This is a genomic window from Corynebacterium sp., assembly GCF_030532965.1.
GTDB lineage: Bacteria > Actinomycetota > Actinomycetes > Mycobacteriales > Mycobacteriaceae > Corynebacterium.
This window is the reverse complement of record NZ_JAUNKC010000014.1, coordinates 1-26,977: the sequence shown is the minus strand read 5'-3', so window position 1 is coordinate 26,977 and position 26,977 is coordinate 1. Positions and strand designations below refer to the sequence as shown.

Genomic DNA, 26,977 nt, shown 5'->3' with positions numbered 1-26,977 from the left:
AAAGTGATGGATACTGCAACGAATTCTTCACTTTCGCCGTTGTCGTGGGTTGATGACGAATTACTAGCCGAAGACGGCCGCGTGATCGCCCACGTCACTGCGGATTTACTGGTGGTTGACGGCCACCGACTATTGCTTGAATCTGCGGTGGGAACCGGCATGGGGGTTGCCCGGTTGCGCGCCACCAGCGATTGCGGCAGCGTCTTTACGTTGCGTAAGGCATCGATGACCGTGCGGTTGTTGCAAGTGACCTGCGGGGATCGGAAATACACACTGGAACGCGACTCAATGTGGCGGACCGCCCGAACGATACGTTCGGAGACGGGGGAGAGCTTGGGGACAATCAGCACGAAGATTTCGGGCGTGGTGCAAGTTTCGCTTGTCGACGCCGCTTCGGTGCCCATAGTCGACCTCGCGTTTTTTAGTTACGGCTGCGTGCTTATCGACGCAGCCGTCAAAAACCTCCGGTATTAGAAGCTACCGCCGCGCGAGATTCCGCCGCCCCCGCCGAAACTACCGCCCCCGGAGAAGCCGCCCCCGCCGCTGAATCCACCGCCACCAAAGCCGCCGAATCCACCACCGAAACCGCCGCTGCCTCGGCTATCGAGAAGTTCGCTGAGGACGACACCGGCGATGAAACCAGCGGTATTGGAACCCCCGCCGCTGCTGTAGCGGTTGTGGGAATTCACATCGCGCTGAGCGTCCCGCAATGCCTGCTGCGCGGTGGATGTAGCCGAGCGGGCATGGTTGATGGCGGTACGGGTCTGGCTGGTGCGCAGCTGCTGGGCCTGGGCGTAGAGCCGTTCGGCCTCGGCAAGTTTGGTGCGGGCACCCGCCTGGACGTATTTGCCACGGGTGGAAATGAAATCCTGGGCAGCCCGCAGCGCCGACGTGGCTGCGGCAAACTGCTGCTCATATACCTGAAGCAGGCGGGCGTGATCGGTGGTGCCCGCGCGGATCTGGTCAAGCATCTCGTCCAACTGGGAGTCAATATCGGTCAGTTGCGTCCACGCGGAAAGCGGATCGGAATTCTGAATGCCCATAGCCTGTTCCAGCGCGGTTTCCGCCTTGGCTACCGTTCCGTCCACGGCTTCCCAATTAAGCTCAGTGCCCTGCCCGGTGCCTTGCGCCTTGATGGATTTCGCCTCGGCGATCTCCTCGCGCACCTCTTTGATAATCGCTGGCAAACCAACCTTGGCCGCGGCAATATCCGACTGGGCGTTTTCTACACCCGCCAACATGCGGTTTGCGGTATCCGCTGCGGTTTCTGCATAGCGGATGACATCGACCAATCCGCCTTGTTCACCGGCCGGACGGGCCGCCAGTTCCCGCCCCTGGGTCACATTGGATTCCACCTCGTCGATTGCTGCGGCAGCAATATCGACGTTGCCTGCGATCGACGTTAACGTCTCCGGCGGGTAGGTGCGGTTCAACTCAGCCAATTGCTCGGTGGCTTTCGGCAACCGGGTGCGCAGGTCAATGGTGGTTTGGGTCAGGCGATCCAGCGCCGCAGGAGCGTTGACCAACAAATCCCGCATCTGGGCAAAGGATTCCGCTTCCTTATCCAACGCGTCATCTGCCTGGGCGCAGCTGGAGACGATCTCTGCCAGCAGGGCGCGTTTTTCAATGTCGTTGGCGTACTGGCGGGTATCAACCCGCTGCTTGAGGGCGAATGCCTTTTGCAGGGTAGTGGTGGAGTGGTTCATAGCGCGGGTGAAATTACGGGTGCGTTCCGCCCCGAACTCCGCCACTGCCAAATCTAATTCCGCCCGAGCTGCCCGAATGGATTCATCGGTGCTGACCAATTCCTCCTCGGCGAGTTTTTCTAAGGTCCGAATATCCAATTGCGCCACCGAATCGGAATCTGCCGGATCGAGCTGCTTGATGGTGGTCTCGGTATAAGACTGCTCCTGCTTCCGGCGGCGTCTCGTGGCATAGGCAATACCACCGCCAGCGAGAGCAAGCGCGCCGACACCGCCGATAACCGCTCCGGCTCCGGGGCCATCGCTTGTCGACGTCCCGCTACCGGCCGAACCAGCGCCACCGCCGCTTCCACTGCCGCTCGCGATCTCGGAAGAAGTGGAAATAAACGTTAAGGCTGCTCCCGCGAAATCACCATCGGCCAGTTTCGCCTGGGTGGCGTTTTCGATTTGGACGGCCTGGGAACTACTAAACGGATCGGAGAAGGCCACCCCATACGTGCTATCCGCGACGGATAAAGCAATGTCGTACCGCCCGGACCCCATTCGGTCGCGTTGCTGTTCCGCATAATCAACCGGGTCGTTGCCGGAAGAATCAGTAATAAACGTGATCGACACCGCACCCCCGGTTTGGCGGGAGTATTCCGTGGCGGCATCTTCAATGGCACTGATGTCGGATTCCGATAACCGGCCCGAATCATCCGTCACCGAAACCGAAGAACTCTGGGCAACAACCATAACTGTCTGTGCCGCAGCGAGCGGATTCCCCAGCGCAGTGACCACAACTGGTGCGGCGGCGATGGCTACTGCCGCGCCGATTCGGCGGACGGTTGAGCGTCGAAAAGCAAAAGCAAAAGGATTCATGCCAATAAGGATAGTCGCACATACCGACACGGCAGCCATAAAGTGCCAGCAACAGGCAAAAACCACTACGATTTACAACTATGAACGCGCTCCGGGTGATTCTTAACACCACACTAGCCGTTATCGGCGCAGCACTGGTCGGTGTCATCGGCCGTGGCCACTACCGGCCAACTAATAAACCCCGCACCGCATACGGAACCATCATCGTTTTGGGAACCGCGCAATACAACGGTATCCCTGGTCGGCAATTCGCTGCCCGGCTCCGCTGGGCCGCCGAATTATGGCACCAACACGAAACCCAAACCATCATCACGGTTGGCGGAAACCTCCCCGGTGACGTTTTCACCGAGGCCGAAGTCGGGCGCACCACGCTGCTGAAAGCCAAAGTCGATCCCGACTGCATGATTGCAGTGCCGGAGGGAAACGACACCCTCGGATCCTACGTGGCGTTGAAACCACACGTGGTCGGCAAAGCGCTCATCGTCACCGACCCGCACCACGCGTTGCGCGCCGAATTACTCGCCCGCCTGGTCGGTATCGATGCTCAAGCGTCACCGACCCCGTACTGTCCCACAACGTTCCCCACAAAGTCGTGGTTTCTAAGCCTCAGCCACGAACTCGGCGGGCTTATCGTTGTCGCCATCCACGCACTTCTTGGCCGCCGCTCCGCAGCCGTGGTTGAGGACTGGCTTCGCTACGCCCAAGGGCTGCTTCGGCCTTCCCGGGTAGCCCGTCACGAGAAACTCCGCGCACAATAATGAAAGCGTCACCTTCAGGCATGTACCACTATTCCGCGCACGACGTCGACCGCATGTACGACGAACCATCAAAGGGCAGCTCATTAATCGACCACTCCGATGGTCGCGGCCCCTTCGCCCGCGACCGGGCGCGCGTGCTGCACTCGGCTGCGCTGCGCCGACTAGCCGATAAAACCCAGGTGGTTGGCCCCCGCGACGGCGATACCCCGCGCACCCGGCTGACCCATTCGCTTGAGGTCGCGCAAATCGCGCGCGGCATCGGGACCGGATTGGGGCTGGATCCGGATCTGTGCGAAATGGCGGGGCTTACCCACGACATCGGCCACCCACCGTATGGGCATAACGGCGAACGCGCCCTCAACGATGTCGCCGACAGCTGCGGCGGTTTTGAAGGAAACGCCCAGACGCTGCGGATTCTCACCCGACTTGAGCCGAAGATACTCACCCCGGACGGTGCGTCTGTTGGGTTGAATCTCACCCGCGCCGCCCTGGACGCGGCTTGCAAATACCCGGTGACCAAAACCAATCCGGATGGCAGCATCAACCGGAAATACGGCTGCTACGACGAAGACCGGCACATTCTCGACTGGCTGCGGGCCGGGCATGACGATATTAGCCCCGCGATGGAAGCCCAAACGATGGACTTTTCCGACGACATCGCCTATTCCGTCCACGACGTGGAGGACGGGATCATCTCGGGGCGCATCGACCTGAAGGTGCTGTGGGATTTCGTGGAATTGGCCAACCTCGCCGACAAGGGTGCCCATGCTTTCGGCGGAACCCCGGAAGCTATGGTGGACGCGGCCGATCACCTACGCGAACTGGCGGTGGTACGCGGCGCAGCGGAATTCGACGGTAGCCTGCGGGGGCATATCGGACTTAAGGCCATGACCTCCGAACTCGTGGGTAGATATGTCGGCGCGGTGATCGAAGCGACCAAAGCCGATCCAGATAATGTCCGCATCGGCGCGATTGGCCGCACCTACGGTCGGTTGGTTATTCCTGACCAGGTGATGGCTGAAGTGACCCTGCTGAAAACCATCGCGGTGCTCTACGTCATGGACACGAAAACCCACATGGAGCGCCAAAGTTTCCAGCGGGACCGGATTTACCGGGTGGCGGATTATCTCACCGCCGGCGCTCCCGGCGCTTTGGACCCGATGTTTCGGCACTGGTGGCTTGAGGCCGAAACCCCTGCTGCCCGGCAGCGGGTTATCGTTGACCAGATCGCGTCGATGACCGAATCGCGGTTGGAGCGATTGGCTAAACAATCGGCGGAATTAACAAGCTTCTGGGGCTAGATAGCGACCGCAAGGTTCGTGACAGTCTCGCTTATGTCTGATTGTCCCGCATGTATCGCGATATGTCGCACATGTACCGTGATATGTCGCGCCTGGTTGTTCTAGTATTCGGCGTCGGGGATCAGACAGAAACTTTCGTAGTGATCGTCGGTATAAAGCCACACCTCGGGGTCGGTTTCGGTGCCGCCGCCGGTGACGATGCGGCGTTCGCCGCGATGCCGCAGCCCGGGGGTTTCCACCGTGTATTCCCGGTAGTAGTTTTTATTGTTCTTCGGCAGTACTTGTTCGTAATTACCAAACCTGCGATTGTCGTTGTTCGGATAGAGATACGGCCCGCCTGCCAAAATATCGTCGATGGTTTCCTCCGCCTCGACCGGCAGATCCAAAACTTCGCAGGTGGGGAAGTCCTCAAAGCCTTTCTTCGGCGCGCTGTTTTTCTCCGACGGATAGGGCTTGGCGGAGTTGTTGCGTTGCGGTTCGGCAGGCTTCGCCTCGGGGCGTTTCTCGGTGGGGTTGGTGATGTCCTTGCGCGGCTGCGTGCTTTTCGACGCCGATTGCGACCGTTCCTGGGTGCTCATGAAGGAGGCGGTTTGCTGCTTTGATGAGTCGGCGGCTTGGAAATTACCAATTGCGATGGCAATGCCGATGACAACAACTGCGATGATGATGGCCGGAATGATCTTTTTCCACGGAACGGACATAGACAACATTGTGGCACGAAACTGCCGCAGGGCGGGAGTGCTTGCTCATTGTTGGTGCTAAAGATTCAGCTGCAGGATTGCGGAGAAAACCACCACCAACGAGGGTTATCTATATGAGAAAGCTTTCATAAAGACGTCTGACCTTTTGTGTTCTGGAGTTTTCGATAAAAGCGATGAGTTGGAAATACGCTATGATTGCCGCATGTGTGGAATTGTCGGATATGTAGGAAATCCTGAAATCGCTGGTCGTAGCCATAATGCAGAAGATGTGGTACTCGAAGGTTTGCGTCGGTTGGAGTACCGGGGCTACGACTCCGCCGGGATCGCCGTGGTGCACAACCAGGCGGTGGCGCACCGAAAGAAAGCAGGAAAAGTTGCGGCCCTAGAGGCGGAGATCGCCCAACAGCCGCTGCCGGATGCACTGCTTGGGATTGGGCATACCCGATGGGCGACTCACGGTGGCCCCACCGACGTGAATGCGCACCCGCATGTGGTTGCGGGCGGAAAACTCGCGGTGGTGCACAACGGAATCATCGAAAACTATGCGGAACTCAAGTCGGAGCTTGTCGCGGCGGGTTATGAATTTGTGTCCGAGACTGACACTGAGGTTGCAGCGACTGTATTGGCCGCCGAGCTTGCCGAGGCAGGCGATCTCACCGAGGCGATGCGGCGTACCTGTAACCGCTTGGAAGGCGCATTCACCTTATTGGCGGTTCATGCGGACTTCCCGGATCGGATTGTAGCCGCCCGCCGGAACTCGCCGCTGGTGATCGGCCTGGGCGAGGGGGAGAACTTTCTAGGTTCGGATGTCTCCGGCTTTATCGATTTCACCAAGTCCGCGGTGGAGATGGATAACGACCAGATCGTCACCATCACCGCCGACTCGTATCAGATCATCGACTTCGCGGGCAATGCCGCCCAGGGCACGCCGTTTACGGTGGAGTGGGATGTGGCCGCTGCGGAAAAGGGCGGCTTTAACTCCTTCATGGAAAAGGAAATCCACGACCAGCCGATTGCGGTTCGGGATACCCTCATCGGTCGACTGGATGAAAAAGGCCGGTTGACGTTGGACGAATTGCGTATCGACGAGGCTATTTTGCGCTCCATCGACAAGATCATCGTCATCGCCTGCGGCACCGCCGCCTATTCCGGCCAGGTTGCCCGGTACGCCATTGAGCACTGGTGCCGGATTCCTACCGAGGTGGAGCTGGCCCACGAATTCCGCTACCGCGACCCGATCGTGAACGAAAAGACCCTGGTGGTTGCGGTTTCCCAGTCGGGTGAAACCATGGACACGCTCATGGCGGTGCGCCACGCGAAGGAGCAAGGGGCGAAGGTCATCGCGATCTGCAATACGCACGGTTCGTCGATCCCGCGCATGGCGGATGCGAATATTTATACCCACGCCGGGCCGGAAATCGCGGTTGCCTCCACGAAGGCGTTTTTGGCGCAGATCACCGCCTCTTACGTATTGGGGCTGTATCTGGCGCAATTGCGCGGCAATATGTTCGCCGACGAAGTACTCAAGGTCTTAGATGACCTGCGGGCGATCCCGGATAAGATTCAGGCGGTCATCGACACTGAAGACCAGATCAAGGAATTGGGCCGCAGCATGAAGGACGTGGAGTCGGTGCTGTTCCTAGGCCGCCACGTGGGCTTCCCGGTTGCCTTGGAAGGTGCCTTGAAGCTCAAAGAGTTGGCTTATATCCACGCCGAAGGTTTCGCGGCGGGCGAATTGAAGCACGGCCCCATCGCGCTTATCGACGAAGGCCAGCCGGTGTTCATCATCGTTCCGTCGCCGCGCGGCCGGGATTCTTTGCACGGCAAAGTCGTCTCGAATATCCAAGAGGTGCGTGCCCGAGGCGCCATCACCATCGTCATTGCTGAGGAAGGCGACGACGCGGTTGAGCAATACGCCAATCACGTGATTCGGATTCCTCAGGCCCCAACCCTCATGCAACCGCTGTTGGCTACGGTTCCGCTCCAGATCTTTGCAGCCACCGTCGCCGAAGCTAAGGGGTACAACGTCGATCAGCCCCGTAACCTGGCTAAATCCGTCACCGTCGAATAGTGGTGACACCCAAGCGAAACCGCGCCGCCCGGAAGCGGACTCAACGTGCGGCGAACCGCCGCCAGAACGTGAGAAGCCGCCGCGTCGACAAGCAACGCGGACAGGCTAATTCCGCACGATCGGTTTCCGCACAGCGGTTTTCCGTTCGGGCGGTCGGCGCGGTTCAGCGTGGTTCGCGCCGCTTTCGGCGTGGTTGGCGTCGTTTTTGGCGGGAAGTAGTAGGCCAAGGGATCGAAATAGTTATACAGGTAATTCTTCGTTAACCAACCCACGGCCACATGCCCCGGTGCCTAAAAACTTGGCACCGGTAGTTTTCTCGCTATGTCGGTTTAATGCTGATATTGAGCTTCGCGAAAACCGATTCCGGTAAACACGCAATTCCCACCGACGGGCCTGCGATACTGCCCGCGAAGTGCAGGCCAACCAGGGTGGTGGAGGTGGTGCCATCCGGGTTTTGGTACAGCCACACTGAACCGGAATCGCCGCCTTCGCTGACGGTGCCGCCGGTCTTGGCTGGGGCAATTTCAAAGCCGAGCACGTTTTTCTCCCCGACGGTGCCGCCGAAATCGATCCGGGTCAGCACATCAACGCGTTGCACTACACCCTCGGTCACCCCGGTGGTGCGGCCCGATTTGATTATTTTATCCCCCAATTCCGGATCGCCAATCGAGTCGGGAATAACCCCTAACTGCAGCACCGTGGGGTCGAAAGCACGCTGCTCAATGGAGGTGATTGCGCAGTCGCCTGCCTCACTCAAATGCGAACGGAGCAATTGCCCCAACGTATTCTTCGTCGTATTCGGATCGTCGTGGACGCCGGGCTGCACGGTGGTGATTCCCACTTCAGAATCCGGGCCGTGCAGTACGTGCCAATTACTGAGCCCCACCGCAGCCTTGGTGGTGTTGTCGTAGACGATTGCGCCCAGCGTCCCAGCGGAGGTGTTGAGATTACCGATGCTTATGCCGGGGACAACCGGGTCGCGGCGTTTCGTGCGTTCCGGGTCGGAGACTTGCTGCGGTGCCAAGGTCTTTGTGGTGGAGGTGCCCACACTGGGCGCGAAATCGGCTTCCACCACGTCGGTCGGCACAACGAGCTGATCGAATTCGATGGATTCCGGCAGCAAGGTGGATGCCGAATTTTCCAGTTCCTGGGGGCTGAGTTTTTTCGCCACGGTGAACTGAATGGCCACTTCGCCGGTTGGTTTACCGTCGGTGGTTTTAAAACCGATGCCGACGGAGGTCACGTTCGGGTCTTGGAGGAATTTTGCTCCTTCGGTGCGGATGTACTGTCGAATTTTCTCTGCCTCATTGGCGTTGAATTGACCAATGGGTCGGGTATCACTGTTTTTTAATCGCATACCTACCACTGTGAACCGGTGGGGTTAACGTGAGGTTACATCCGTGTAAAAAATCCTTGTGGTCTTTGTGCACTGGAGCTGTATATCCCCTGAAATGATACGGATAAGCTGGGTGAATGCCGCCTGTGGGGCGTCGAAAAGCAGGCGAAAACCCGCCCAGTTAGACACAGCGGGTAATCTATACACCATGGCAAAAGGACGTATTCCCGATTCTGATATTCAAGCGATTCGTGAACAAGTGGCGATCGAAGACATCGTGTCGGAATATGTTCAATTAAAACCCGCCGGTGCCGATTCCCTTAAGGGCTTAAGTCCCTTCAAAGACGAGAAAACCCCGTCCTTTCACGTCCGCCCCAACCACGGTTATTTCCACTGTTTCTCTACCGGCAAAGGCGGCGACGTTTTCACCTTCCTCATGGAGGTGGAACATCTCAGCTTTCCCGAGGCCGTCGAGGCGGTCGCCGAGCGCATCAATTACCGGATAAATTACCAAGGCGGCAGCACCGGTGCACCGGCCGTCGAACCTGGCACCCGTAAACGCCTGATTGAGGCGAATCGGGCGGCCCACCAGTTCTACCGGCAGCAATTAGAAACCCCCCAAGCCGCTGTCGCCCGGAAATTCCTACTGGATCGGGGGTTTTCCAAAGAACACATCTATGCATTCGAATGCGGCTACGCGCCGGAAGGCTGGGACACCCTGACCAAACACCTGCTCAAGCGGTTCAGCTTCAAAGAACTTGAAGCCGCCGGGCTATCCACCATGGGCAAACGCGGCCCGATCGATCGGTTCCATCGCCGCCTGTTATGGCCGATTAAAAACACCTCCGGCGACGTTATTGGCTTCGGCGCCCGCAAGCTTTTCGACGACGACAACCTGGGCAAATACATGAACACCCCGGAAACCCTGTTGTATAAGAAATCCAAAGTGCTCTTCGGGCTAGACATGGCCAAGAAGGACATCGCCGCCCGCCACCAATGTGTCGTGGTGGAAGGCTACACCGACGTTATGGCCATGCACGCCGCCGGAATCACCACCGCCGTAGCTTCCTGCGGCACGGCTTTTGGCGACGAACACCTCCAGATGATTCGCCGCCTCATGCTTGACGACAACTACTTTCGGGGCGAACTCATCTACACCTTCGACGGCGACGAAGCTGGCCAAAAGGCCGCGATGCGGGCATTCGAAGGTGACCAAAAATTCACCGGCCAGTCCTTCGTCGCGGTGGCGCCGCAGGGGATGGACCCCTGCGATCTGCGCCTGAAAAAAGGCGACACTGCGGTACGAGACCTCGTGGCAACCCGGGTGCCCATGTTTGAATTCATCATCCGCACCATCATCGCCGACTATCCGCTTGACTCGGTCGAAGGCCGACTGCAAGCGCTGCGTCGCACGATCCCGATCGTCGCCGACATTCACGATAAAGCCTTACAAACCGAATACGCCCGGCAACTCTGCGGCTGGGTCGGCTGGCACAACGAAGCCGACGTTTTGCAACGAGTACGGGAAGAAGCACGCACACCCAAACGCAAGCAAGAACCACGCCGCGCCAAGCGTTTCGATACCGCAGCTTCTCACAACCAAACCCCCACCCAGGCGATGCTGCCGCAACCTAATCGCCGCGACCCTAGGCTATGGCCGGAACGCGAAAGCCTCAAACTCGCACTACAGTTCCCACATGCCGCCGGTGCGTATTTCGACGGACTGCCCGACGACGCGTTCAGCTTTGAGACCTACCGCGTGGTACGCCAAGCCATCGCCAAAGCTGGGGGCTGCGCCGCGGCTGAAAACCAACAGGAATGGGTCGCTAGCGTCGCCTCGGAAATCGACGACATTATCGGCCGGTCCCTGGTCTCGGAATTAATCGTCGAACCTATCCAATCTGACTCCGATAACCTCATGCAGCACACCGACCGCACCCTATCGCGGCTGCATGAACAACGGGTGGGTAATCAAATCGCCCTGCTCAAAAGCAAGCTGCAACGCATGCGGCCAAGCGAAGACGAACAAGCCTACAACGCAATGTTCGCGGATTTGGTGGCCTTAGAGCAGGCGCGCCGGGAGCTTTTGGAGCGGGCGTTTAAATAACCTCGATCATCCAACGGGCATACAACGGGCGAATGTCGTCCGTTAGTTTCCGCGTTGCTGGTAACCCACGAACGCTAATGCCGCGAGAGTCGCGATCATCGAGAAACTGATAAACGTTGATTGATGCGCATCGTCGACTACCGCAACCCCAATAAAGATTAACGCCAAAAGTGCAACAAGAATCCACCCCACACCAGTGCTGGTACGATTGCGGTTTCCCATGATCGCCTCCTAAAAATCGGGTTTTCCGGCCGCCAACTGTGGCTCATGGTTTGTCCGTTGAATGCCGGGGTAGCGTTCAACCCCTAACGTACTCTAAAACCGCATAAGCGCGTTAAAGCTCATGAGAATAAAAGAAAAGCCGGTAGGGGAGTTACTCCACCTACCGGCTTTAACAGTGGTTTAAGAAGCGAAAGTTACTGGGACAGCTGCGACGTCGCGGAAGCCCTCTGAGTGGTCGCCGAAGACCTTGACAACGCACTTGTCGGCGGTGCAATCCACGCCATCACCGGTGGCGGCCGCGGTGATCTCAACGACAGCGGTGCCGTCGTCGTTAAGAGCAACGGTTCCGGTGCCCTTGCTGTTGATCCACGCCGCGGTGTTCGGGTCGGTCAGGGTGCCGGTGCAGGCTGGCGGCCCGGCCGGATTCTCAGCAGCGCAGATGGCGGCGTAATAGCCGAGAGCCGGGTTAAGGCCCGCGATATTGATGGTCAGAGCTTCGCCTTCCATAACGTTTTCAGTTTTGGAAACCTTTACCTCCACGGGTGCTGCGGCAGGCTTTGCGACGCTTGACGACGCCGCAGCGCTCGGTGCCGCGGACATTGGTGCTGCTGCAACCGAAGTGGCGGTATCAACCTTTTGGTCCGAATCGACTTGGTTGGGTGGGGTGCACGCCACGAGTCCGGTACCTACTGCTGCGATTGCGGCGGCGGTGAAAAGGGAACGGCGGAAGTTGCGAATCATTATTCCAGCAACCTTTCAAATGAAAAGAGAGAACCTAGTCCCCGCGATTATATGGGAAGAATCAATATGATTGCGGTACAAAACCGCCAAAAGCCGGTTTTAATCTGAATCGGGTTCGAAAATCGTGATGTCCTCAGACCCGGTTTTCTTGACGTTTTTTACTTCCTTCATCCGGGGCTGCGGATCGATTTTATTAGCAATGACCCGCCGGGTGGTGGTGAGTACCTGCTTGGTTACTGGGGACTGGACGGCGGCTTGATACCCCTTCTTGATTTGTTCGTACCGTTTGCGCCCAGCTTTGGTTCCAAAAACGTATCCCGCAGCGGCACCAATAACGAACTGGATCATGATAAAAGTCGACACTCTTTCTTGGGAAAATAACTTTAGGGTGAGGATTCCAACCTTACCTGCAAAAACCACCGCAAACAACGAAAAAGACCGCCAACGATGGCGGTCTAAAAATTTAAGCTCCCCCAACTGGACTCGAACCAGTAACCCTTCGATTAACAGTCGAATGCTCTGCCAATTGAGCTATGGGGGATTACCTATCACCATGAAGCTGTTATGTTGTGTGCTTCGCGGCAACGTTGAAAACTATACATCCACCCTAAGAAACTAAGCAAATTGGCAGGTGAAACATGTTTTCCGCCGGTGTAATTGTGTTGCGGGGGATTGGGGTGAGTCCTCGACTAGTCTTTTTCGCACCGACATGGCTATACTTCCTAAACGTGCGCCAACGGCGCGTGGGGCTATAGCTCAGTCGGTTAGAGCTACGGACTCATAATCCGTTGGTCCCGGGTTCGAGCCCCGGTGGCCCCACTTTAACCCCAGGTCAAACCATGTTTGACCCGGGGTTTTATCTATAATTTCCCACGGGGTGGATGCTGGAGTCCCGTAAAAATACCTCATACGTGTATCTGACACGTGTTACGTGGTGATTGTTGTGGTTTAACCGATTGGCTGGTCTGTTTTTATCCACGGTCGCTGGCAATTCTGTTTCCTGCCCGCGGCTACCACAAGCATCGGCTCGGTGGCGTAAGAAGCTTTGGTACCCTGGCAGCCACGACCTGTGATGTGAGGTGAAACGGAAAGCGAAATGAATAACGAAGCTGACAACCGTGATGTTCGTGATGTAACTGCGCAAACCGATGCTTCTCTGGCCGATGCTACTGATGCGGGGGAGAAAGAATCGAACGGTACCTACATGGGCGATGGAATGATTATTGGCATGCTCATCGGTACTGCTGTGATGGTGTTCGTGTTACCTGGCGGGAACCCCGGTGCGTCCATGTGGAGCCTGATGTCCACGTCAATCGGATTAAGTGTGGGGATGGCCATCGGCTTGGCCATCCCGAAGAAACCACGCTAACGCGATTCCACGGAGGGTTTCGGGTGCAGCCGATTCTTGCCGTGCACGACTAACCAAAACGCCAACCGGGTGCCAGTGCTTCATTCACACTAACTCCGATGGGAGAAACGTTTGAATTTCGCATTTCTTATTAAAACCAACCGCAAACTCATTGCACTTGCGGTTGTATTTTCGCTGTTGACGACAGCGGTCACGCTTTTGCAACCTGCTTATGTTGGGACGCTTCTCACCGCCGCTGGTAGCGGTGGGATCACAGCACCGCTGATAAAGCTGCTCGGTGTTCTGGTCGGGGGCGCAATACTCAGCGGGCTCACGATGTTTGTTTCGTCGTTGGCGGCGGATAAAGCTGTGCGGGAATTGCGACGGAAGCTCAGCCGCCACTTGATGGCGCTGACCGTCGCTAAATACGAAAAACGCGGCGCTGGTGGTTTCGTTACCCGGATTAGCAGCGACACGACCATCGTGAGCTTTGATGTGCGTGCCGGGGAGAAAGTCGCATTAACGGGGCCATCTGGGTCCGGCAAAAGCACGATGTTGTCCTTGCTGCTTAGGTTCTATGAACCTACCTCCGGCACCATACTTGTCGACGGCGCCACCATCGCAGACCAGTCACTGTTTGACTTGCGCGGCACCGTGGCCTACGTGGAACAAGAACCGAATCTTTTGCCCGGAACCCTAAAAGAAAACCTCTTACTTGGAGTTGCGGAGCCACCAACCGATTCTGAACTAATTGAGTTGCTGCGGCAGTGTGGCTTATCCGACTTTGCGAGTCAGTCCGGATTGCGGCGGGAGGTCGGGGCCGCCAATAGCGGGGTATCCGGTGGGGAGCGCCAGCGGATCGCCATGATCCGGGCGCATCGTTGCGACACCCGATGACAGTTAGTCCTGCTGCTGCTTTTGGTCGGCGACGGCCTGTATGGCGTCGAAAAGCGAAGCGTCGGGGTGTGCGCGCCGATACCGCTTAACCTCGGCCACATTGATGGTTTCGCCGCCGAAGTCCACATGCGGGGTTTTTGCGGTTACCTCCGAGATGAGGAAACACAATAAGCCGAACAAAATTGCCGTCGCGGCCACGTAATTATCGGCCACGTAGGCAATCGCCGCCGCAAAAACCGTGGCAATAATCCCTAAGTAGAACAGAATCCTGTTAGTAGTCATGGCGACCTCGACTAATATTCTCACGGCCATACATCAAGCCGCTGGCGGAAACGGGAGGTTAACCCCCAGGGTAGTGACGCGGGCTCATTCCTACCACCGTCACTGACCCCGCGGCGTCATTTCGCAAGAATAGAATGAGGTGACCACAAGCCCGCGAGGAATATGCTGGGCATAACGATGGACAAGGAGAAACCATGAAAATTGAACACCTTGCAGTGTATGTGGCTGATCTAGAAGCGGTGCGCGAGTTCTTCGTCACGTACTTCGGGGCGACGGCTAACGATCTGTACCACAACCCTGTGACGAATTTTCGTTCCTATTTTCTTAGCTTCGATGATGCCCAAACCGAAGGTGATCCTTGTCGTGGTGCACGACTTGAGCTCATGCAGCGTCCGGATGTCGCGGAAGGTGTTAGCGATGGCGACCGCCTGGGGTATCACCACATCGCAATCAGCGTCGGCAGCACAGAAGCCGTGGATGAGCTATCGCGGCGGCTACACGACGATGGCTACCCGGTGATAAGCGGGCCGCGCACAACCGGGGACGGTTATTACGAAAGTTGTGTGCAAGGAATTGAGAATATCCTGATTGAAATAACGATCTGACCTTAACGAAAGGCCATAAATTTCTTTTGAAAATTCCGTGCTGTTTGTATAGAAATGCCGGTGTGCTGTTAGATTTGCCCACAGTTTCGTTCTAGTATGGCGTGTCGTGGCTGATGTTGATCCTTTGATTTGGAACCTATACCAAACCTTCGATCTGATCGGAGTGGTGCTCAACGGCATAATCGGCGGCACGATCGCCCGCCAACGCAACTTCGACTTCGTGGGTTTCGTGTTCCTGGCGTTATTCTCCGCGCTCGGCGGAGGCATGCTGCGGGACGTCCTGATGCAGAAAGGTACGGCGGCAGCCATCGCCGATCCCACATACCTGCTTCTTGCGTGTTTCGGTGCCTTTATCGCCCTCATCACACACTTAAAAGGACGCGCCTGGGAGCTTTTTAAGGTCCACGGCGACGCGATCATTTTGGGCGTATGGGCGGTGACCGGCTGCGTGAAGGCATTAACCTTCGACATGCCTGTGATCTCAGCCGTGTTTATGGGGGTGCTCACCGCGGTCGGCGGCGGCATGATCCGCGACGTTGTGACCGGGCAGATCCCCAGCATCTTCGGCGGCGGAACCCTATACGCCGTACCCGCCACGGTGAGCGCGGTAACGATGGTGTTGTTTCACTGGTGGGAGCTGGATGCGGCGGGCATGATGGTCGCGCCGATCCTAGGGGCGGGGCTAGCCATCGTGTCGTACTGGAAAGGCTGGGTGCTTTTCCGCAGCGGGGAATGGGCACCGGTGAATATGACCGCGCACCAGGTGCGGGAACTGATCGGCCGTTCAGAGACGAAGGGGTGGAAGTTGGGGCGGAAATCGGCCGCGCCGTTCGAAGGAGAATGCGAAACCCCGTAGCATGAACACCATGAGTGTGGGTTTAGAATCTTGGCCGGTTGAAAACGTCTCCGCAGCGGTTATCGGAGGGCCGCGGGCGGGTGACACTTTCGGAGATATTCACCGCGTGTACGAGTTAGCCTCGGTGACGAAACTACTGGCGGCCTACGGTTTCCTCATCGCCGTTGAGGAGGGGGTCTTCGACCTTGAGCAGCCGGTAGGGGACAATGGTGCGACCGTCGCCCACCTTTTGGCGCACGCAGGCGGGGTGGGTTTTAAAAAGGGCGACCCGATCCGGGAGGTCGAAACGCGCCGGGTGTATTCCTCCTATGGTTTTGAGATTTTGGCGGACGTGGTAGCCGAAGAGGCACAGATGCCGTTTAGCGAATATCTTTCGGAGGCAGTTTTCCAGCCGCTCGGGATGACCGCCACCACGTTGTGGGGTTCGCCCGGCCATGAGGCGCGTTCGACCGTCGCGGATCTCACTGCGTTTGTAGGCGAAGTTTTGGAGCCGACGTTGCTGGCCCCCGAAACGGTGGCGCTGGCGTGTCGTGACCACTTTCCGGGGTTAGCCGGTATCGTTCCGGGATATGGCATGCAGAAGCCGTGCCCGTGGGGTTTAGGTTTTGAACTTCGCGGAACGAAATCGCCGCATTGGACGGGGGTAACGATGCCGGAAGATGTGGTGGGGCATTTCGGGCAGTCGGGCACGTTTTTGTGGCTGCACCGGGCTTCACGACGAGGCATGGTTGTGCTTACTGACCGGGCATTTGGGGACTGGGCGAAGCCGGTATGGCAGGAGCTTAACGACGCCGTGTGGGCTGGGGAAACTCTCAACTAGTACTTGAAGGAATGGGGGTTAAAGTAGTAGTTGAGAGTTGATGGTCTGTTAATGGTGCTGTTGAATCGCGTTTATAAAACTGTGACATTCCACGTTCTTCGGATAGCACCATTTTCAGACAAGGCCGTTGGGGAAGACGAACCTCGTCTTGGCGGATTATTTTCCGTCTCGTCTAAGCGAAGAAACGGTTATTACAGTGGAAAAAGAAGTGCAACGCATTGCCGTCATGCACGTCCAAGGTATGCCGCGGGTATGCCGAGCACGTGTGGAACAGGCTATGGTAGACGTCCTCACATCCGAACCCATGTGCACGACACCTGGAGTGGATGTTCTTGAAGCCAGCTGGTACACCAAATGGCAACGTTCTGGTGCCAAGGTGGGGGCGGTGGATTGCCGACAGGTGCTCAGTGGCACCGGTCGGGAGCTCAACGCTTTTGAAGACGTGCTCGGCATGATGGCCGGTGAGCACGGTTTTGAAGCCCGTCTGGAACTAGTCGGTTAATTCCGGCGTGCAGTAATCCAGCAGGTCGCCGAAGGTGCGCATCGCGCGGTAGGCCTCTTCCTCGGTTTTCACCCCGAATTGTTGTTCACATCGAACCGCAATCTCGATGAAATCCAGGGAAGAGACATGGAGGTCGTCGACAAGCGATGACTCGGTGGTGATGCTTTCCGCATCGCCACCAGTGACTTTGGCTACTAACCCGCGAAGTTGCGTGGCGATGGAGGAATCCTGCTGCGCCTTTTCGGGCTGGGATTGCAGCGCGGCGAGCTGTTCTTGAAGTGATGACACTGACTTTTCCTTTCCTTGTTGTCACTTTACGGCACAGCCAGCCGATTTTTCACAGCACCCACCGGGCGGGGTACTCTGTGTTACATGGTGTTGCGTCACGTAGCCAAAAAGTATCGGGCATGGCGGATTGCGCGAAATACCCGCGATCAAGAATTCAAGCCCGCTCAGTTCAGTCAAGGTAACCGCATCGGGGGTTTGCGTTACTACACGGAAGGCGATGATGAAGCGGTAGCAACCGTCGTTTTCGTCCACGGCTATACGCTCGCCGCCTCGTCATGGCACCTGCAAATCGCAACCGTCGCGGAACAAGCCCGCTGCATCGCCATGGACCTGCGCGGACATGGAAAAAGCTATACCTGCGCCGTCGAGGAATGCACGATTGATGGCGCTGCCGACGACGTTATGACGGTGCTTGACGACGCGAACATTACCGGCCCGGTCATTCTCGTCGGTCATTCGCTCGGCGGCATGGTTGTCCTTAACCTGCTGCGCCGCTACCCGCAGTTCCGCGTGAGCTGCAAGGGCGTGGTGCTGGTAGCCACCTCCGCCCAACCTTTTGCTACCGACGGCATGGCTCAGCTACTGAAGCTGCCGCTTGTCAATTCCATTCGGGATGCCGCCGAAGCCGCGCCAGAAGAAAGCGAAGACTTCCGTGGCAAACTCATGGACATCGTCGCCCCGGTGGTCAAGGCTTCAGCGTTCTCGGACAAAGCCGACCGGGCAATGATGGACCTGCATATGAAACTGATCAATAACACGCCGTTGACGTCGATCATTGGTTTCTTGGACGACCTTGAAATCCACGACGAAACAGAAGCCTTGGAATTCCTCCACGGCATTAACGGCGAAATCATCGTCGGCGATGCGGACCTCTTTACCCCAGTCGAGCAGGCGGAATTTATTAGCTCTAATTGGCCGGAAGCGAAACTCACAATCGTCCCCGGTGCCGGCCACATGTTGCCGTTGGAAAGCCATAAAGTGGTGACCGCCGCGATTAACCGGTTGATGCTCGACCCGGAATTCTTTGAATAAGCTGCCTGTATCCGGACCAATGTCCAGATTCGGATTAATTTATTTCAAAACCACAACCCGCAACCGCGCCCAGTATTACAATTAGGACATCTGTTTGAATGATCCTATAGTGTGAGGAGAAAACATGGGCGCATGGGGCTACAAATACTACGAAAACGACTCTGCCGCAGACTGGTTTGCGGATTTCTGGGAGAACCCAGATTTCGCCGGAATAATCACGCTTGTCGACGAATTTGACAGCGATGACGAAAACGGCATCGTATTCATTCGCGCCGCAGCCCACCTGTTAAGTTTCTTCGACAATTTCTACATCATGCCCGAGCCGTTGGCAGATGAGCACGAGCGGTTAATCAAACGCATCATCGAGATTTTGGAAAACACTATCGATCCAACCCACGAATACCACAAAGCCTTCGTGGAAACGTGGGACGATGACGAAGAACTCTTCGCCGAGATTAGAAACGACATCGACAAACTCACAAACGTGGCGCAGCGTCTCTACGGGGACGAACAAGACGAGGCCTAGCCACCAGATACCACGGCGGCCAACGGGCAGTGACGTCGCGTTGGCGCATGGTGCCACGTAGCTGCTAAAAACGGGAAGAAGGATAACCCTCATGGCTCAGTTTTGCCCGGAACTGCAACGGGTGCTTAGCGCAGAATTGCAAGCAGGAAACAGCTTTTCAGACGGGCCTTACCAAGCGGATTGGCCCGCCCACGGTTCCGTTTTCGGGTCCTTGGAGAAAGACTTCTCGGCCGGAAAACGAGTAGCCGGAAGCGTTAAGTTTGCGGTCGATAATGATCCGCATTACGGCTGGTACGAGTCGTGTTTCTGCCCAGTTAACAAGCACATGCTCGTTGCGGGGGAATGCCGGTTAGAAGAATCGTCGTATTGAAAAGCACTTTTGAGTCGAAGTGGCAAACGCAGGATCTTTATTTGGTTAAAGTAATTTTATGGCTGGTCTCTACTGCGCGTTTGCTGACGAATCTTCTGTAAAGCGAAGCGGAACTGAGCAGGAATATCTCATGTGTGCTGCTCTAATCGCTTCCGATGCCGCCGAAGAAATCAGGGCAGAATTATCGACCTTGAAGGAACCTGGGCAGATCAAACTTCATTGGACCGATGAAAAAGAATCACGTAGACGAAAGATTGTAGAACTTGTTTCTGGTATTGAATCTATCTTGTTCGTGGTCTCGCATAAAGCTAGCCCACAAAATAAGACAGAACGTTTTCGTAAAGAATGCCTGAAGCTCCTCTACAGCTATTTGACTGATTACGGTGTGACCAATCTCATTCTGGAATCACGTTCGGTAGTTCAAGATCGAGAGGATAAAAGACACATAGTCCATCTTCAACAACGTGGCAGCTATGTCGGATTGCATATAGAACATAAGAGAGGCGGTGAATGCCGATCGTAACGGAAATCAAGACTATATTCTCAAATTCCGGGATAGGGACAGGGTACTTGTCGAAGAAAACACACCTAGCAGCAAGTAAGTAACAATTTTATTATGAGGCGGTGATTTGATAGGTGGTAATAATGTGACCGCTGTTGAAAAGTTATTGTATGGGAAATAAGTACGACCGCACTAGATCCAGTCGTCCGGCTGGGGTTCTAATGCGGTCTTCCACTCCTATCGTAACAGGCGGCATTATGATCATGATAACTGCTTTTCTGTCTTTTAGCAACAACTAAAATGAGTGTTATCTTCTTTACTTAGAGCGGGTGCAAGCGGTTCGCCGGGCATTACTTTTGAATGTCTGTACAGATTTCAGATTAAAGAGCTTCTGCGACCAGAATAGTTTACGAAACAGAAATGCATCAATGTGATCCGACGTGGGCTACTACAGCACTAACGTTAAGATTCCAAGGCTTCCGGATCTGCATACATGCAAAATTCGAAGAAATTAGAATCGTTGAGGATCCGCCCGTCGGGAATTGTGCTGTGTATGTGGATCGCCTGGTCGCGTTGTGGTGGGGTGCCGCTTGTCGACGTTTCTAATGTTTCGTCCTCGATTAGTGGATAAGGATCTGCTGGTATAAGGACGAAAGTGGCTGAATGCCGTCCGGCGGCGTGTTCTTTTTCCCAGGCGATAGCCGTAAGGGCATCTGTTACGCCGCGCAGGATAAAGCCGGTTTCATGCCAATAAAGTTCATCGAATTCGTCTGTTGGATCGACGCGCTGTTCCCAAAAACGACACCAAAAAATTGAGTTCAGAACCGCTATTCGCACAGTGGCAACTGATGAGTCGGCTGAAATCGTATTCTTCCGCGACAATCGTATCGGGGGGAGTGCGGGCGATCCATGGCTTCTCCTCAAACGACAATGAAAGCGACCACCTTGGGTCCAGTCGTCCGGCTGGGGTCCCAAAGTGGTCTTCCTATCCCGTCGTAACGGGCGGCATTACAACCTTAATGATAGCGGTTTTTCGCGGCGACGGCGTGGCGTCGACAAGCAAAAAGGTGGGACAACCAGTGTCCTGATTATCCCACCTTGTGTGGCGCTAAGCGTTAGACCTTGGTTGGGTCGGTCAGATTGTACTTCTGTGCAGCTTCAGCTGCGACGGAACGATCAATCTTGCCTTCCCGTGCGAGAGCACTAAGCGCGGCAACAACCACGGATTCCGCATCAATATTGAAGAAGCGGCGGGCGGCAGGCCGGGTGTCGGAGAACCCGAAACCGTCAGCACCCAAGGTGGTGTAATCGCCAGGAACGAATGCCCGGATCTGCTCTTGCAAATCGGTGGCGAAGTCCGAAACCGCGATGTATGGGCCGGATGCCTTCTTCAGCTGGGTGGTAGCGAATGCTTCTTCAACCTCGCGCTCAGGGTGGCGTAGCTGTTCCTTCGCCTTAGCCTGGCCCTCGCGAGCCAGCTCAACCCAGGAAGTGACGGAGAAGATGTTTGCGGCGACGTTGTACTCGTCGGCAAGCATCTGCTTGGCGCGCAGTGCCTGCTGCATGCCGATACCAGACGCCAGCAACGAAACCTCGTGCGCGCCACCCTCGGCCTTCTCGTAGAGGTAAATACCCTTGTGTAGACCCGCAACGTCGAGATCCTCCGGCTCCGCAGGTTGCGAAATCGGCTCATTGTAGATGGTCAGGTAGTACATGACGTTCTCGCCGCGGCCAGGGCCGTACATGCGGTCGATGCCTTCATGCAGCAAGTGCGCAATCTCGTAGGCGAACGCCGGGTCGTAGGACACAACTGCTGGGTTGGTCGACGCCAGGATTTGGGAATGGCCGTCCATGTGCTGGAGGCCCTCACCGGTGAGGGTGGTGCGGCCAGCGGTAGCGCCCAGGATGAAACCACGTGCCATCTGGTCGGCTGCTGCCCAGAAGGAATCGCCGGTGCGCTGGAAACCGAACATCGAATAGAAGATGTACAGCGGGATCATTGGCTCGCCGTGGGTCGCATACGACGTACCTGCGGCGATGAACGCTGCGGTGGAACCCGCCTCGTTGATACCTTCGTGCATGATCTGGCCGTCGACAGCCTCCTTGTAGGACAGCATCAAGTCGTGGTCCACCGGCACGTAGTTCTGGCCGTGTGGGTTGTAAATACCCATGGTTGGGAACCACGAGTCCATGCCGAAGGTACGGGCCTCGTCGGGGATGATCGGAACGAAGCGCTTGCCCAGTTCCTTGTCACGCATGAGCTCCTTGAAGCCACGCACCACAGCCATGGTGGTAGCGACTTCCTGCTTGCCGGAACCCTTACGCAGGCTGCGGAGCTTGTCGATACCAGGAACCTCAATTGGGGTGTAGCTCTCGCGGCGCTCCGGCACGTAGCCGCCGAGTTCGCGGCGACGCTCCTGGAGGTACTTGATCTCCGGAGAGTCCTCACCTGGGTGGTAGTACGGCGGCAGATACGGGTCCTTCTCCAGCTCCTCATCGGAAATCGGAATGCCCTGCTTGTCGCGGAACTGCTTCAAATCATCCAGCGTGAGCTTCTTCATCTGGTGAGTTGCGTTCCGACCCTCGAAGTTATGGCCGAGACCATAGCCCTTAATGGTGTGGGCGAGGATAACGGTTGGGCGGTCCTTGATCTCCAACGCGCGCTTGTATGCGGCGTAGATCTTGCGGTAGTCGTGACCACCGCGCGGCAACTTCCAAATCTCCTCGTCGGTCCAGTCTTCCACCAGCTTGGCGGTGCGTGGATCGCGGTTGAAGAAGTGCTCGCGGACATATGCGCCATCGTTGGCCTTGAAAGTCTGGAAATCACCGTCGGGGGTGGTGTTCATCAGGTGAACCAGAGCGCCGTCCTTATCAGCCTCAAACAGCTGATCCCATTCGCGGCCCCACACAACCTTGATAACCGACCAGCCAGCACCCCGGAAGAAGGACTCCAGCTCCTGAATGATCTTGGTGTTACCACGAACCGGGCCGTCAAGACGCTGCAAGTTACAGTTGATAACAAAGGTGAGGTTATCCAGGTTGTTCAGCGCAGCCATCTGAATCAAGCCGCGGGATTCCGGCTCGTCCATTTCGCCGTCACCGAGGAACGCCCACACGTGCTGTTCGGAGGTGTCTTTGATGCCACGGTTGTGCAGGTAGCGGTTGAAGCGTGCCTGGTAGATGGCATCCATCGGGCCCAAGCCCATGGATACGGTGGGGAATTCCCAGAAGTCCGGCTTTCCATGCGGGTGTGGATAGGACGGCAGGCCGCCTTGCGGGCGGGAGACTTCCTGACGGAAACCATCAAGATCATCCTCGGTCAACCGACCTTCCATGAATGCACGTGCGTACACGCCAGGGGAGGCGTGGCCCTGGAAGAAGATGTGGTCGCCACCACCGGGGTGATCCTTACCCCGGAAGAAGTGGTTGAAACCAACTTCGTACAGTGGGGCAGCACCAGCGTAGGTGGAAATGTGCCCACCCACCCCAATGCCGGGACGCTGAGCGCGGTGCACCATGATGGCGGCGTTCCACCGAATCCACCGGCGGTAGCGCTTTTCAATTTCCTCGTCGCCGGGGAACTCCGGCTCCATCGTGGTGGGGATGGTGTTGACGTAATCGGTGGACGTCATCGGTGGCAGCGGAACCCGCTTCGCCGACGCGCGCTCCAACAGGCGGAGCATGAGGTAACGGGCGCGATCTGGGCTGGATTGCTCCAGCAGCCCGTCGAGGGATTCCATCCACTCGTGGGTTTCTTCCGGATCAGCGTCGTTGAGATAGGACGCGACACCATCGCGGATGAGCGCAAAGTTCGTGTCCTCGATGGGCTTCCCGAAGTTCGGGTCTGCCATTCCACACCTCCAAAGGGGTAAGTTGATTTTTAGGTGAAAAACCACGTGATACACATTTGTGGCGCTATTCATGTGGCAATACCCCTCTACTTTACGTTGTGCCGGTCCTTTTTTGCTCTTTACGCATATAATTACGGGGTATCTCATAGGGGAAGTTTGAGGGGCGAACTGGGGAAACAGCGGAAAATGTGAGAAGAATTTTTGGTGTTATACGAGAGAAACTGGCAGATTGCCTGTATTCTTAGCCGTTGATGAACGTTCAAGATTCTAAGGAGAAGAACACCGTGTCCGCCCTCGCCGCCCGGTTAGGCATCAAGGACGGAATTTCGGTTCAAGAAGTTGGTTGGGATGATGATTGCGATTCGTCGTTAAGCGAAGCAATTGAAGACATCATCGGGTCGGAACTTCTCGACGAAGACACCGACGAAATTTGCGACGTAGTCCTGCTCTGGTGGCGGGCTGACGACGGCGACCTGGTAGACGGCCTCGTAGACGCAGTTCGCCCACTTGCCGACAACGGTGTGGTGTGGCTGCTTACCCCAGGCGCCGGAAAACCCAATGCCCTAGCGCCGGGTGAGATCGCCGAATCTGCACAATTGGCCGGAATGGTGCAAACCAAAGCAGAACGCCTAGGCGACTGGCAAGGCAGCTGCCTGGTTCCACGCGGAAACAAGTAACCCGGTTACGAGAAGCAAAAATCCGCTCTCACCTTACGTTTTGTGTGTTGCTTGATTTTGCTGTTACTATCTACCAGCGATGCAGTTAAGCATCACATGCGCCTTTAGCTCAGCTGGGAGAGCAGCTGGTTTACACCCAGCAGGTCGGCGGTTCGAGCCCGTCAGGGCGCACAGAAAGGTTGGCGGCTATGTCGTTAGGAATTTTCCTAGGCATAGCCGCCGATCGGCTTTTGGGGGACCCTGGGGGGAAATGGCACCCAGTGGCATTGTTTGGCAAATACGCCAGCTGGCTGGAAACCCACATGTACCAACCGAACCGGCGCGCCGGGATCTTCTACGTCGCAGGCTGCGTCATGCCACCCGTGGCGGCGTCGATCGTTGCGCACCGGCGGTGGCCGCAGGCGTCGACTGCGGTGGCGCTGTACTGGGCCTTGGGTGGGACAACATTGGAACGGATCGGAACCGCCATGGCAGCGGCCCTGGAACGCGGCGACAATGAAGCAGCGCGGGCGCTGGTGCCGTGGCTATGCTCGCGTGCCCCTCAGCTATTAGACGAAACCGGCATGGCCCGGGCAGCGGTCGAATCCCTGGCGGAGAACACCTCCGATGCGGCAATCGCGCCGCTGGTGTGGGCGAGTTTCGGCGCACCCGGGGTGGTATTGCACCGGGCGGTAAACACACTGGACGCGATGGTTGGCTACCGCAATGACAAATACGCCCAGTTCGGCTGGGCCGCAGCGACACTCGATGACGCGTTGGCGTTTATACCCGCCCGGATAACCGCCATCACGCACGTTGCCATCGCTGCAACGAAGGGTCGGTTCCGGGCGGCCATTCGCGCGTGGGTTAAGGACGCGCCGCACCATCCAAGTCCGAACGCGGGCCCGGTGGAGGCGACCGCCGCCGCAGCCCTCGGGGTGCAATTAGGCGGGCCCACGGCTTACGCACACGGAATAGAGCAGCGCCCAATATTAGGGCAGGGCCCAAGCCCTAGCTTTTCGACGATCCACGACGCCGTCCGGCTATCGCGCACCACGCAGCTTATCGTTGCCGCCGGAGTAATAGCGGTCAGTTTCGCCCGTCGGCGTTTACGTTAAGACGCTGGCCGATCTTGCTAATTAATCCTCACGAATGTGCCCATATTAATAACAGGAAAATTATTATGGACAACGCACTAACAAACGAGATTCCGCACCCCATAAAAAGCGGACTCAACCGCACTTTTTCAATTCCATCTTCATCAGTTTCCGGATACGGTTTTTTACCTAAATTCTCCCGGATAAAAGGCATGAACGATCCTTTTCCAAATGGGAGCGTATATCCACTGATTCTGAACCATTCAAGTACTAACACCACAGAAGTTGTTCCCACTGCCAGCTTTATTAAAAAAGGTATTTTTTCTTCAACGATCCAAAAATCGTAGAAGAAAATTAGGCTCAATAACGATGCGGGAACTAATCCCATCATAAAAGATAAGGTTAGTTCAAAAATGAAATACCACCCGCCAAAAGGAATCTGCTTTAATTCATCTTCTCTGCTGATGCTGAGGTGAAAAGCATAGATCATTGGCGGAATTATGCTAATAGTCAAAAAGATAATTTCCGGTTTAAGTATGTCCATTTCGCCAATTAAGAATGCTGAAAGTAGTTTTATTGGTGGGCTAAATATCTAGAATTATTCGGTGAGAAAACCTCAGTCTAAAGGTGTCTCAGTACGAGGGTTAGCACGACTATCGTGACCGGTATTGCAAAGAACAATGTCGCGCAGCCTTTAAATAGCCAGGTGGAATTTGTTTCCGCTACTTCCGAAGCTACGGCAGAATCTGGGTAAGGGTTTTTGCCCATAATTTCACGCATAAAAGGCCGAAAATCGCGCAAACGGGTTTTGTAATGAAATCCGGATAATCGAATCCATGTAGATAAGGTAAAAGACAGGTAAATTATAATAAATGCGGATAGGGAAAACGTGAGTCTCCGTATCGGAGACATGGAGGCGGAGAAGAAAAACGCATCGATCAACAAAGCTGGGAAAAGGCCAGAAATAAAGTACAAAGAAAATTCAAAGAGGAAATACCATCCTCCAAAATGGTTGGATTTTAATTGCAGCTTTTTTTGATCGGAAAATGTAAAAATATAAAAAAGTGCAGGCAAAAAACCCAGAAAAAAAACTAAGGCAGTATAGTTGAAAGCGCCCATCTATCGTTTCTATTTCCCTCCATCAAAGTGGGCAATATTGAATTAAACCCCGGCTTTATCTTTCATTGACTTTTAAAGTAGATGTTCAGTTGCAAATTTTCCAACAGCAGTATCCTCAATTGCTTCGCCGATTTCGTGTCCGAGTTTTTTGCCTAGCTCTGAGCCTGCAATGCCGCCGACTGCGCCACCAACTATCGCACCGATAGGACCTGCTACGACTGATTCTGCTAAGGCGCCGCCAGCCATTCCGCCCAAGCTACCTCCTGCTATTGATCCGCCTGCTTCTATCAGTGGGGTAAGTTGATCTGTAGCTTTGGCATCCTCGTAGCTATTATAAAAACTGACTACGTTTCCAACATGGCCTACCATCCCGAGTGGTTTGATGAGGTGTGCTACTTCGTCGATGTGTTGCGCTGCGGCTATTC

Annotated in this window: 31 protein-coding genes, 3 tRNA genes and 1 pseudogene; 20 read left to right on the top strand and 15 right to left on the bottom strand. The window is 56.0% G+C overall.

Annotation, left to right across the window (positions count from 1 at the left end):
- Nucleotides 1-6 precede the first annotated feature (6 nt).
- Nucleotides 7-474 (top strand): hypothetical protein, encoded by a 468-nt coding sequence (locus tag Q4D85_RS07800; protein WP_303199472.1) that lies wholly within the window; start codon nt 7-9, stop codon nt 472-474.
- Here the strand turns inward: Q4D85_RS07800 and Q4D85_RS07795 are convergent.
- Complete coding sequence (locus Q4D85_RS07795; RefSeq protein WP_303199471.1) at nt 471-2,564, bottom strand: TPM domain-containing protein; 2,094 nt, start codon at nt 2,562-2,564, stop codon at nt 471-473. The two genes, Q4D85_RS07800 and Q4D85_RS07795, sit on opposite strands and share 4 nt — an antisense overlap.
- Before the next feature lie 80 nt (nt 2,565-2,644).
- On the opposite strand from Q4D85_RS07795, the gene Q4D85_RS07790 reads away from it, so the two are divergent.
- Both Q4D85_RS07790 and Q4D85_RS07785 read left to right on the top strand, forming a co-directional pair.
- The gene (locus Q4D85_RS07790; RefSeq protein WP_303199469.1) at nt 2,645-3,322 is read left to right on the top strand and encodes a YdcF family protein; all 678 of its coding nucleotides are present in this window, start codon (nt 2,645-2,647) and stop codon (nt 3,320-3,322) included.
- 20 nt (nt 3,323-3,342) lie between these two features.
- Nucleotides 3,343-4,623 (top strand): deoxyguanosinetriphosphate triphosphohydrolase, encoded by a 1,281-nt coding sequence (locus Q4D85_RS07785; RefSeq protein WP_303199564.1) that lies wholly within the window; start codon nt 3,343-3,345, stop codon nt 4,621-4,623.
- Between the two features lie 101 nt (nt 4,624-4,724).
- Here Q4D85_RS07785 and Q4D85_RS07780 read toward each other — a convergent pair whose 3' ends face one another.
- Nucleotides 4,725-5,324, bottom strand: a complete 600-nt coding sequence (locus Q4D85_RS07780) for a ribonuclease domain-containing protein (RefSeq protein WP_303199468.1) — start codon at nt 5,322-5,324, stop codon at nt 4,725-4,727.
- A 202-nt stretch (nt 5,325-5,526) separates the two neighbouring features.
- Between Q4D85_RS07780 and glmS the strand changes: the two genes are divergently transcribed.
- Nucleotides 5,527-7,395, top strand: a complete 1,869-nt coding sequence (gene glmS, locus Q4D85_RS07775) for a glutamine--fructose-6-phosphate transaminase (isomerizing) (protein ID WP_303199466.1) — start codon at nt 5,527-5,529, stop codon at nt 7,393-7,395.
- Here glmS and Q4D85_RS07770 read toward each other — a convergent pair.
- Nucleotides 7,356-7,667, bottom strand: a complete 312-nt coding sequence (locus Q4D85_RS07770; protein WP_303199465.1) for a hypothetical protein — start codon at nt 7,665-7,667, stop codon at nt 7,356-7,358. The genes glmS and Q4D85_RS07770 overlap by 40 nt on opposite strands.
- Before the next feature lie 47 nt (nt 7,668-7,714).
- Nucleotides 7,715-8,752 (bottom strand): hypothetical protein, encoded by a 1,038-nt coding sequence (locus tag Q4D85_RS07765; RefSeq protein WP_303199464.1) that lies wholly within the window; start codon nt 8,750-8,752, stop codon nt 7,715-7,717.
- A 187-nt stretch (nt 8,753-8,939) separates the two neighbouring features.
- Between Q4D85_RS07765 and dnaG the strand changes: the two genes are divergently transcribed.
- Entirely contained in the window at nt 8,940-10,838 is a 1,899-nt protein-coding gene (dnaG, locus tag Q4D85_RS07760; RefSeq protein ID WP_303199463.1) for a DNA primase, read from the top strand.
- Between the two features lie 42 nt (nt 10,839-10,880).
- On the opposite strand, the gene Q4D85_RS07755 is transcribed toward dnaG, so the two are convergent.
- The 4 genes from Q4D85_RS07755 to Q4D85_RS07740 all read right to left on the bottom strand — a co-directional run bounded on the left by Q4D85_RS07755 (nt 10,881) and on the right by Q4D85_RS07740 (nt 12,342).
- Nucleotides 10,881-11,060, bottom strand: a complete 180-nt coding sequence (locus tag Q4D85_RS07755; RefSeq protein WP_303199461.1) for a hypothetical protein — start codon at nt 11,058-11,060, stop codon at nt 10,881-10,883.
- A 180-nt stretch (nt 11,061-11,240) separates the two neighbouring features.
- Complete coding sequence (locus Q4D85_RS07750) at nt 11,241-11,801, bottom strand: neocarzinostatin apoprotein domain-containing protein (RefSeq protein ID WP_303199459.1); 561 nt, start codon at nt 11,799-11,801, stop codon at nt 11,241-11,243.
- A 99-nt stretch (nt 11,802-11,900) separates the two neighbouring features.
- The gene (locus Q4D85_RS07745) at nt 11,901-12,149 is read right to left on the bottom strand and encodes a hypothetical protein (protein WP_303199458.1); all 249 of its coding nucleotides are present in this window, start codon (nt 12,147-12,149) and stop codon (nt 11,901-11,903) included.
- A 120-nt stretch (nt 12,150-12,269) separates the two neighbouring features.
- A tRNA-Asn gene (locus tag Q4D85_RS07740) sits at nt 12,270-12,342 on the bottom strand.
- Nucleotides 12,343-12,546: 204 nt separating this feature from the next.
- Between Q4D85_RS07740 and Q4D85_RS07735 the strand changes: the two genes are divergently transcribed.
- The 3 genes from Q4D85_RS07735 to Q4D85_RS07725 all read left to right on the top strand — a co-directional run bounded on the left by Q4D85_RS07735 (nt 12,547) and on the right by Q4D85_RS07725 (nt 14,046).
- Nucleotides 12,547-12,620, top strand: a tRNA-Ile gene (locus Q4D85_RS07735).
- Between the two features lie 277 nt (nt 12,621-12,897).
- Nucleotides 12,898-13,170, top strand: coding sequence for a hypothetical protein (locus Q4D85_RS07730; protein WP_303199457.1), 273 nt, complete (start codon nt 12,898-12,900; stop codon nt 13,168-13,170).
- A 111-nt stretch (nt 13,171-13,281) separates the two neighbouring features.
- A complete protein-coding gene (locus Q4D85_RS07725; protein ID WP_303199455.1) occupies nt 13,282-14,046 on the top strand; it encodes an ATP-binding cassette domain-containing protein in 765 nt (254 codons plus the stop codon).
- Nucleotides 14,047-14,049: 3 nt separating this feature from the next.
- Here Q4D85_RS07725 and Q4D85_RS07720 read toward each other — a convergent pair whose 3' ends face one another.
- Nucleotides 14,050-14,328 (bottom strand): hypothetical protein, encoded by a 279-nt coding sequence (locus tag Q4D85_RS07720; protein WP_303199452.1) that lies wholly within the window; start codon nt 14,326-14,328, stop codon nt 14,050-14,052.
- A 194-nt stretch (nt 14,329-14,522) separates the two neighbouring features.
- On the opposite strand from Q4D85_RS07720, the gene Q4D85_RS07715 reads away from it, so the two are divergent.
- From Q4D85_RS07715 to Q4D85_RS07700, 4 genes are all read left to right on the top strand, one after another.
- On the top strand, nt 14,523-14,933 hold the full coding sequence (locus Q4D85_RS07715; protein WP_303199451.1) for a VOC family protein: 411 nt from the start codon (nt 14,523-14,525) through the stop codon (nt 14,931-14,933).
- Nucleotides 14,934-15,039: 106 nt separating this feature from the next.
- A complete protein-coding gene (locus Q4D85_RS07710; RefSeq protein WP_303199448.1) occupies nt 15,040-15,789 on the top strand; it encodes a trimeric intracellular cation channel family protein in 750 nt (249 codons plus the stop codon).
- 1 nt (nt 15,790) lies between these two features.
- Entirely contained in the window at nt 15,791-16,609 is an 819-nt protein-coding gene (locus Q4D85_RS07705) for a serine hydrolase (protein ID WP_303199447.1), read from the top strand.
- A 127-nt stretch (nt 16,610-16,736) separates the two neighbouring features.
- Nucleotides 16,737-17,111 (top strand): hypothetical protein, encoded by a 375-nt coding sequence (locus Q4D85_RS07700; RefSeq protein WP_303199446.1) that lies wholly within the window; start codon nt 16,737-16,739, stop codon nt 17,109-17,111.
- Here the strand turns inward: Q4D85_RS07700 and Q4D85_RS07695 are convergent.
- Nucleotides 17,100-17,399: an acyl carrier protein gene (locus tag Q4D85_RS07695; RefSeq protein ID WP_303199445.1), complete on the bottom strand. Its 300-nt coding sequence runs from the start codon at nt 17,397-17,399 to the stop codon at nt 17,100-17,102. The two genes, Q4D85_RS07700 and Q4D85_RS07695, sit on opposite strands and share 12 nt — an antisense overlap.
- Nucleotides 17,400-17,483: 84 nt before the next feature.
- Between Q4D85_RS07695 and Q4D85_RS07690 the strand changes: the two genes are divergently transcribed.
- The 4 genes from Q4D85_RS07690 (at nt 17,484) to Q4D85_RS07675 (ending at nt 19,850) form a co-directional block, all read left to right on the top strand.
- Entirely contained in the window at nt 17,484-18,431 is a 948-nt protein-coding gene (locus Q4D85_RS07690) for an alpha/beta fold hydrolase (RefSeq protein WP_303199444.1), read from the top strand.
- Between the two features lie 124 nt (nt 18,432-18,555).
- On the top strand, nt 18,556-18,957 hold the full coding sequence (locus tag Q4D85_RS07685) for a DUF4259 domain-containing protein (protein ID WP_303199442.1): 402 nt from the start codon (nt 18,556-18,558) through the stop codon (nt 18,955-18,957).
- Between the two features lie 91 nt (nt 18,958-19,048).
- Complete coding sequence (locus tag Q4D85_RS07680) at nt 19,049-19,327, top strand: hypothetical protein (protein ID WP_303199440.1); 279 nt, start codon at nt 19,049-19,051, stop codon at nt 19,325-19,327.
- A gap of 58 nt (nt 19,328-19,385) precedes the next feature.
- Entirely contained in the window at nt 19,386-19,850 is a 465-nt protein-coding gene (locus Q4D85_RS07675) for a hypothetical protein (protein ID WP_303199438.1), read from the top strand.
- Between the two features lie 441 nt (nt 19,851-20,291).
- Here the strand turns inward: Q4D85_RS07675 and Q4D85_RS07670 are convergent, their stop codons facing one another.
- Nucleotides 20,292-20,666: a hypothetical protein gene (locus Q4D85_RS07670; protein ID WP_303199437.1), complete on the bottom strand. Its 375-nt coding sequence runs from the start codon at nt 20,664-20,666 to the stop codon at nt 20,292-20,294.
- 11 nt (nt 20,667-20,677) lie between these two features.
- Between Q4D85_RS07670 and Q4D85_RS07665 the strand changes: the two genes are divergently transcribed.
- A complete protein-coding gene (locus Q4D85_RS07665; RefSeq protein WP_303199436.1) occupies nt 20,678-20,917 on the top strand; it encodes a hypothetical protein in 240 nt (79 codons plus the stop codon).
- Nucleotides 20,918-20,944: 27 nt separating this feature from the next.
- Here the strand turns inward: Q4D85_RS07665 and aceE are convergent, their stop codons facing one another.
- Nucleotides 20,945-23,680, bottom strand: coding sequence for a pyruvate dehydrogenase (acetyl-transferring), homodimeric type (aceE, locus tag Q4D85_RS07660; RefSeq protein ID WP_303199434.1), 2,736 nt, complete (start codon nt 23,678-23,680; stop codon nt 20,945-20,947).
- A 251-nt stretch (nt 23,681-23,931) separates the two neighbouring features.
- Between aceE and Q4D85_RS07655 the strand changes: the two genes are divergently transcribed.
- The 3 genes from Q4D85_RS07655 to cbiB all read left to right on the top strand — a co-directional run bounded on the left by Q4D85_RS07655 (nt 23,932) and on the right by cbiB (nt 25,454).
- Nucleotides 23,932-24,357 carry a DUF3052 domain-containing protein gene (locus Q4D85_RS07655; RefSeq protein WP_047262584.1) on the top strand — a complete coding sequence of 142 codons (426 nt, stop codon included), beginning with the start codon at nt 23,932-23,934 and terminating at the stop codon, nt 24,355-24,357.
- 98 nt (nt 24,358-24,455) lie between these two features.
- Nucleotides 24,456-24,528 (top strand) — tRNA-Val (locus tag Q4D85_RS07650).
- Nucleotides 24,529-24,545: 17 nt separating this feature from the next.
- Nucleotides 24,546-25,454, top strand: a complete 909-nt coding sequence (gene cbiB, locus Q4D85_RS07645) for an adenosylcobinamide-phosphate synthase CbiB (protein ID WP_303199430.1) — start codon at nt 24,546-24,548, stop codon at nt 25,452-25,454.
- A 28-nt stretch (nt 25,455-25,482) separates the two neighbouring features.
- Here cbiB and Q4D85_RS07640 read toward each other — a convergent pair whose 3' ends face one another.
- The 3 genes and pseudogenes from Q4D85_RS07640 to Q4D85_RS07630 form a co-directional block, all read right to left on the bottom strand.
- Complete coding sequence (locus Q4D85_RS07640; RefSeq protein ID WP_303199429.1) at nt 25,483-25,923, bottom strand: hypothetical protein; 441 nt, start codon at nt 25,921-25,923, stop codon at nt 25,483-25,485.
- A 131-nt stretch (nt 25,924-26,054) separates the two neighbouring features.
- Complete coding sequence (locus Q4D85_RS07635) at nt 26,055-26,552, bottom strand: hypothetical protein (protein WP_303199427.1); 498 nt, start codon at nt 26,550-26,552, stop codon at nt 26,055-26,057.
- 72 nt (nt 26,553-26,624) lie between these two features.
- Nucleotides 26,625-26,977 (bottom strand): annotated as a pseudogene (locus tag Q4D85_RS07630) (hypothetical protein); the annotation flags it as partial.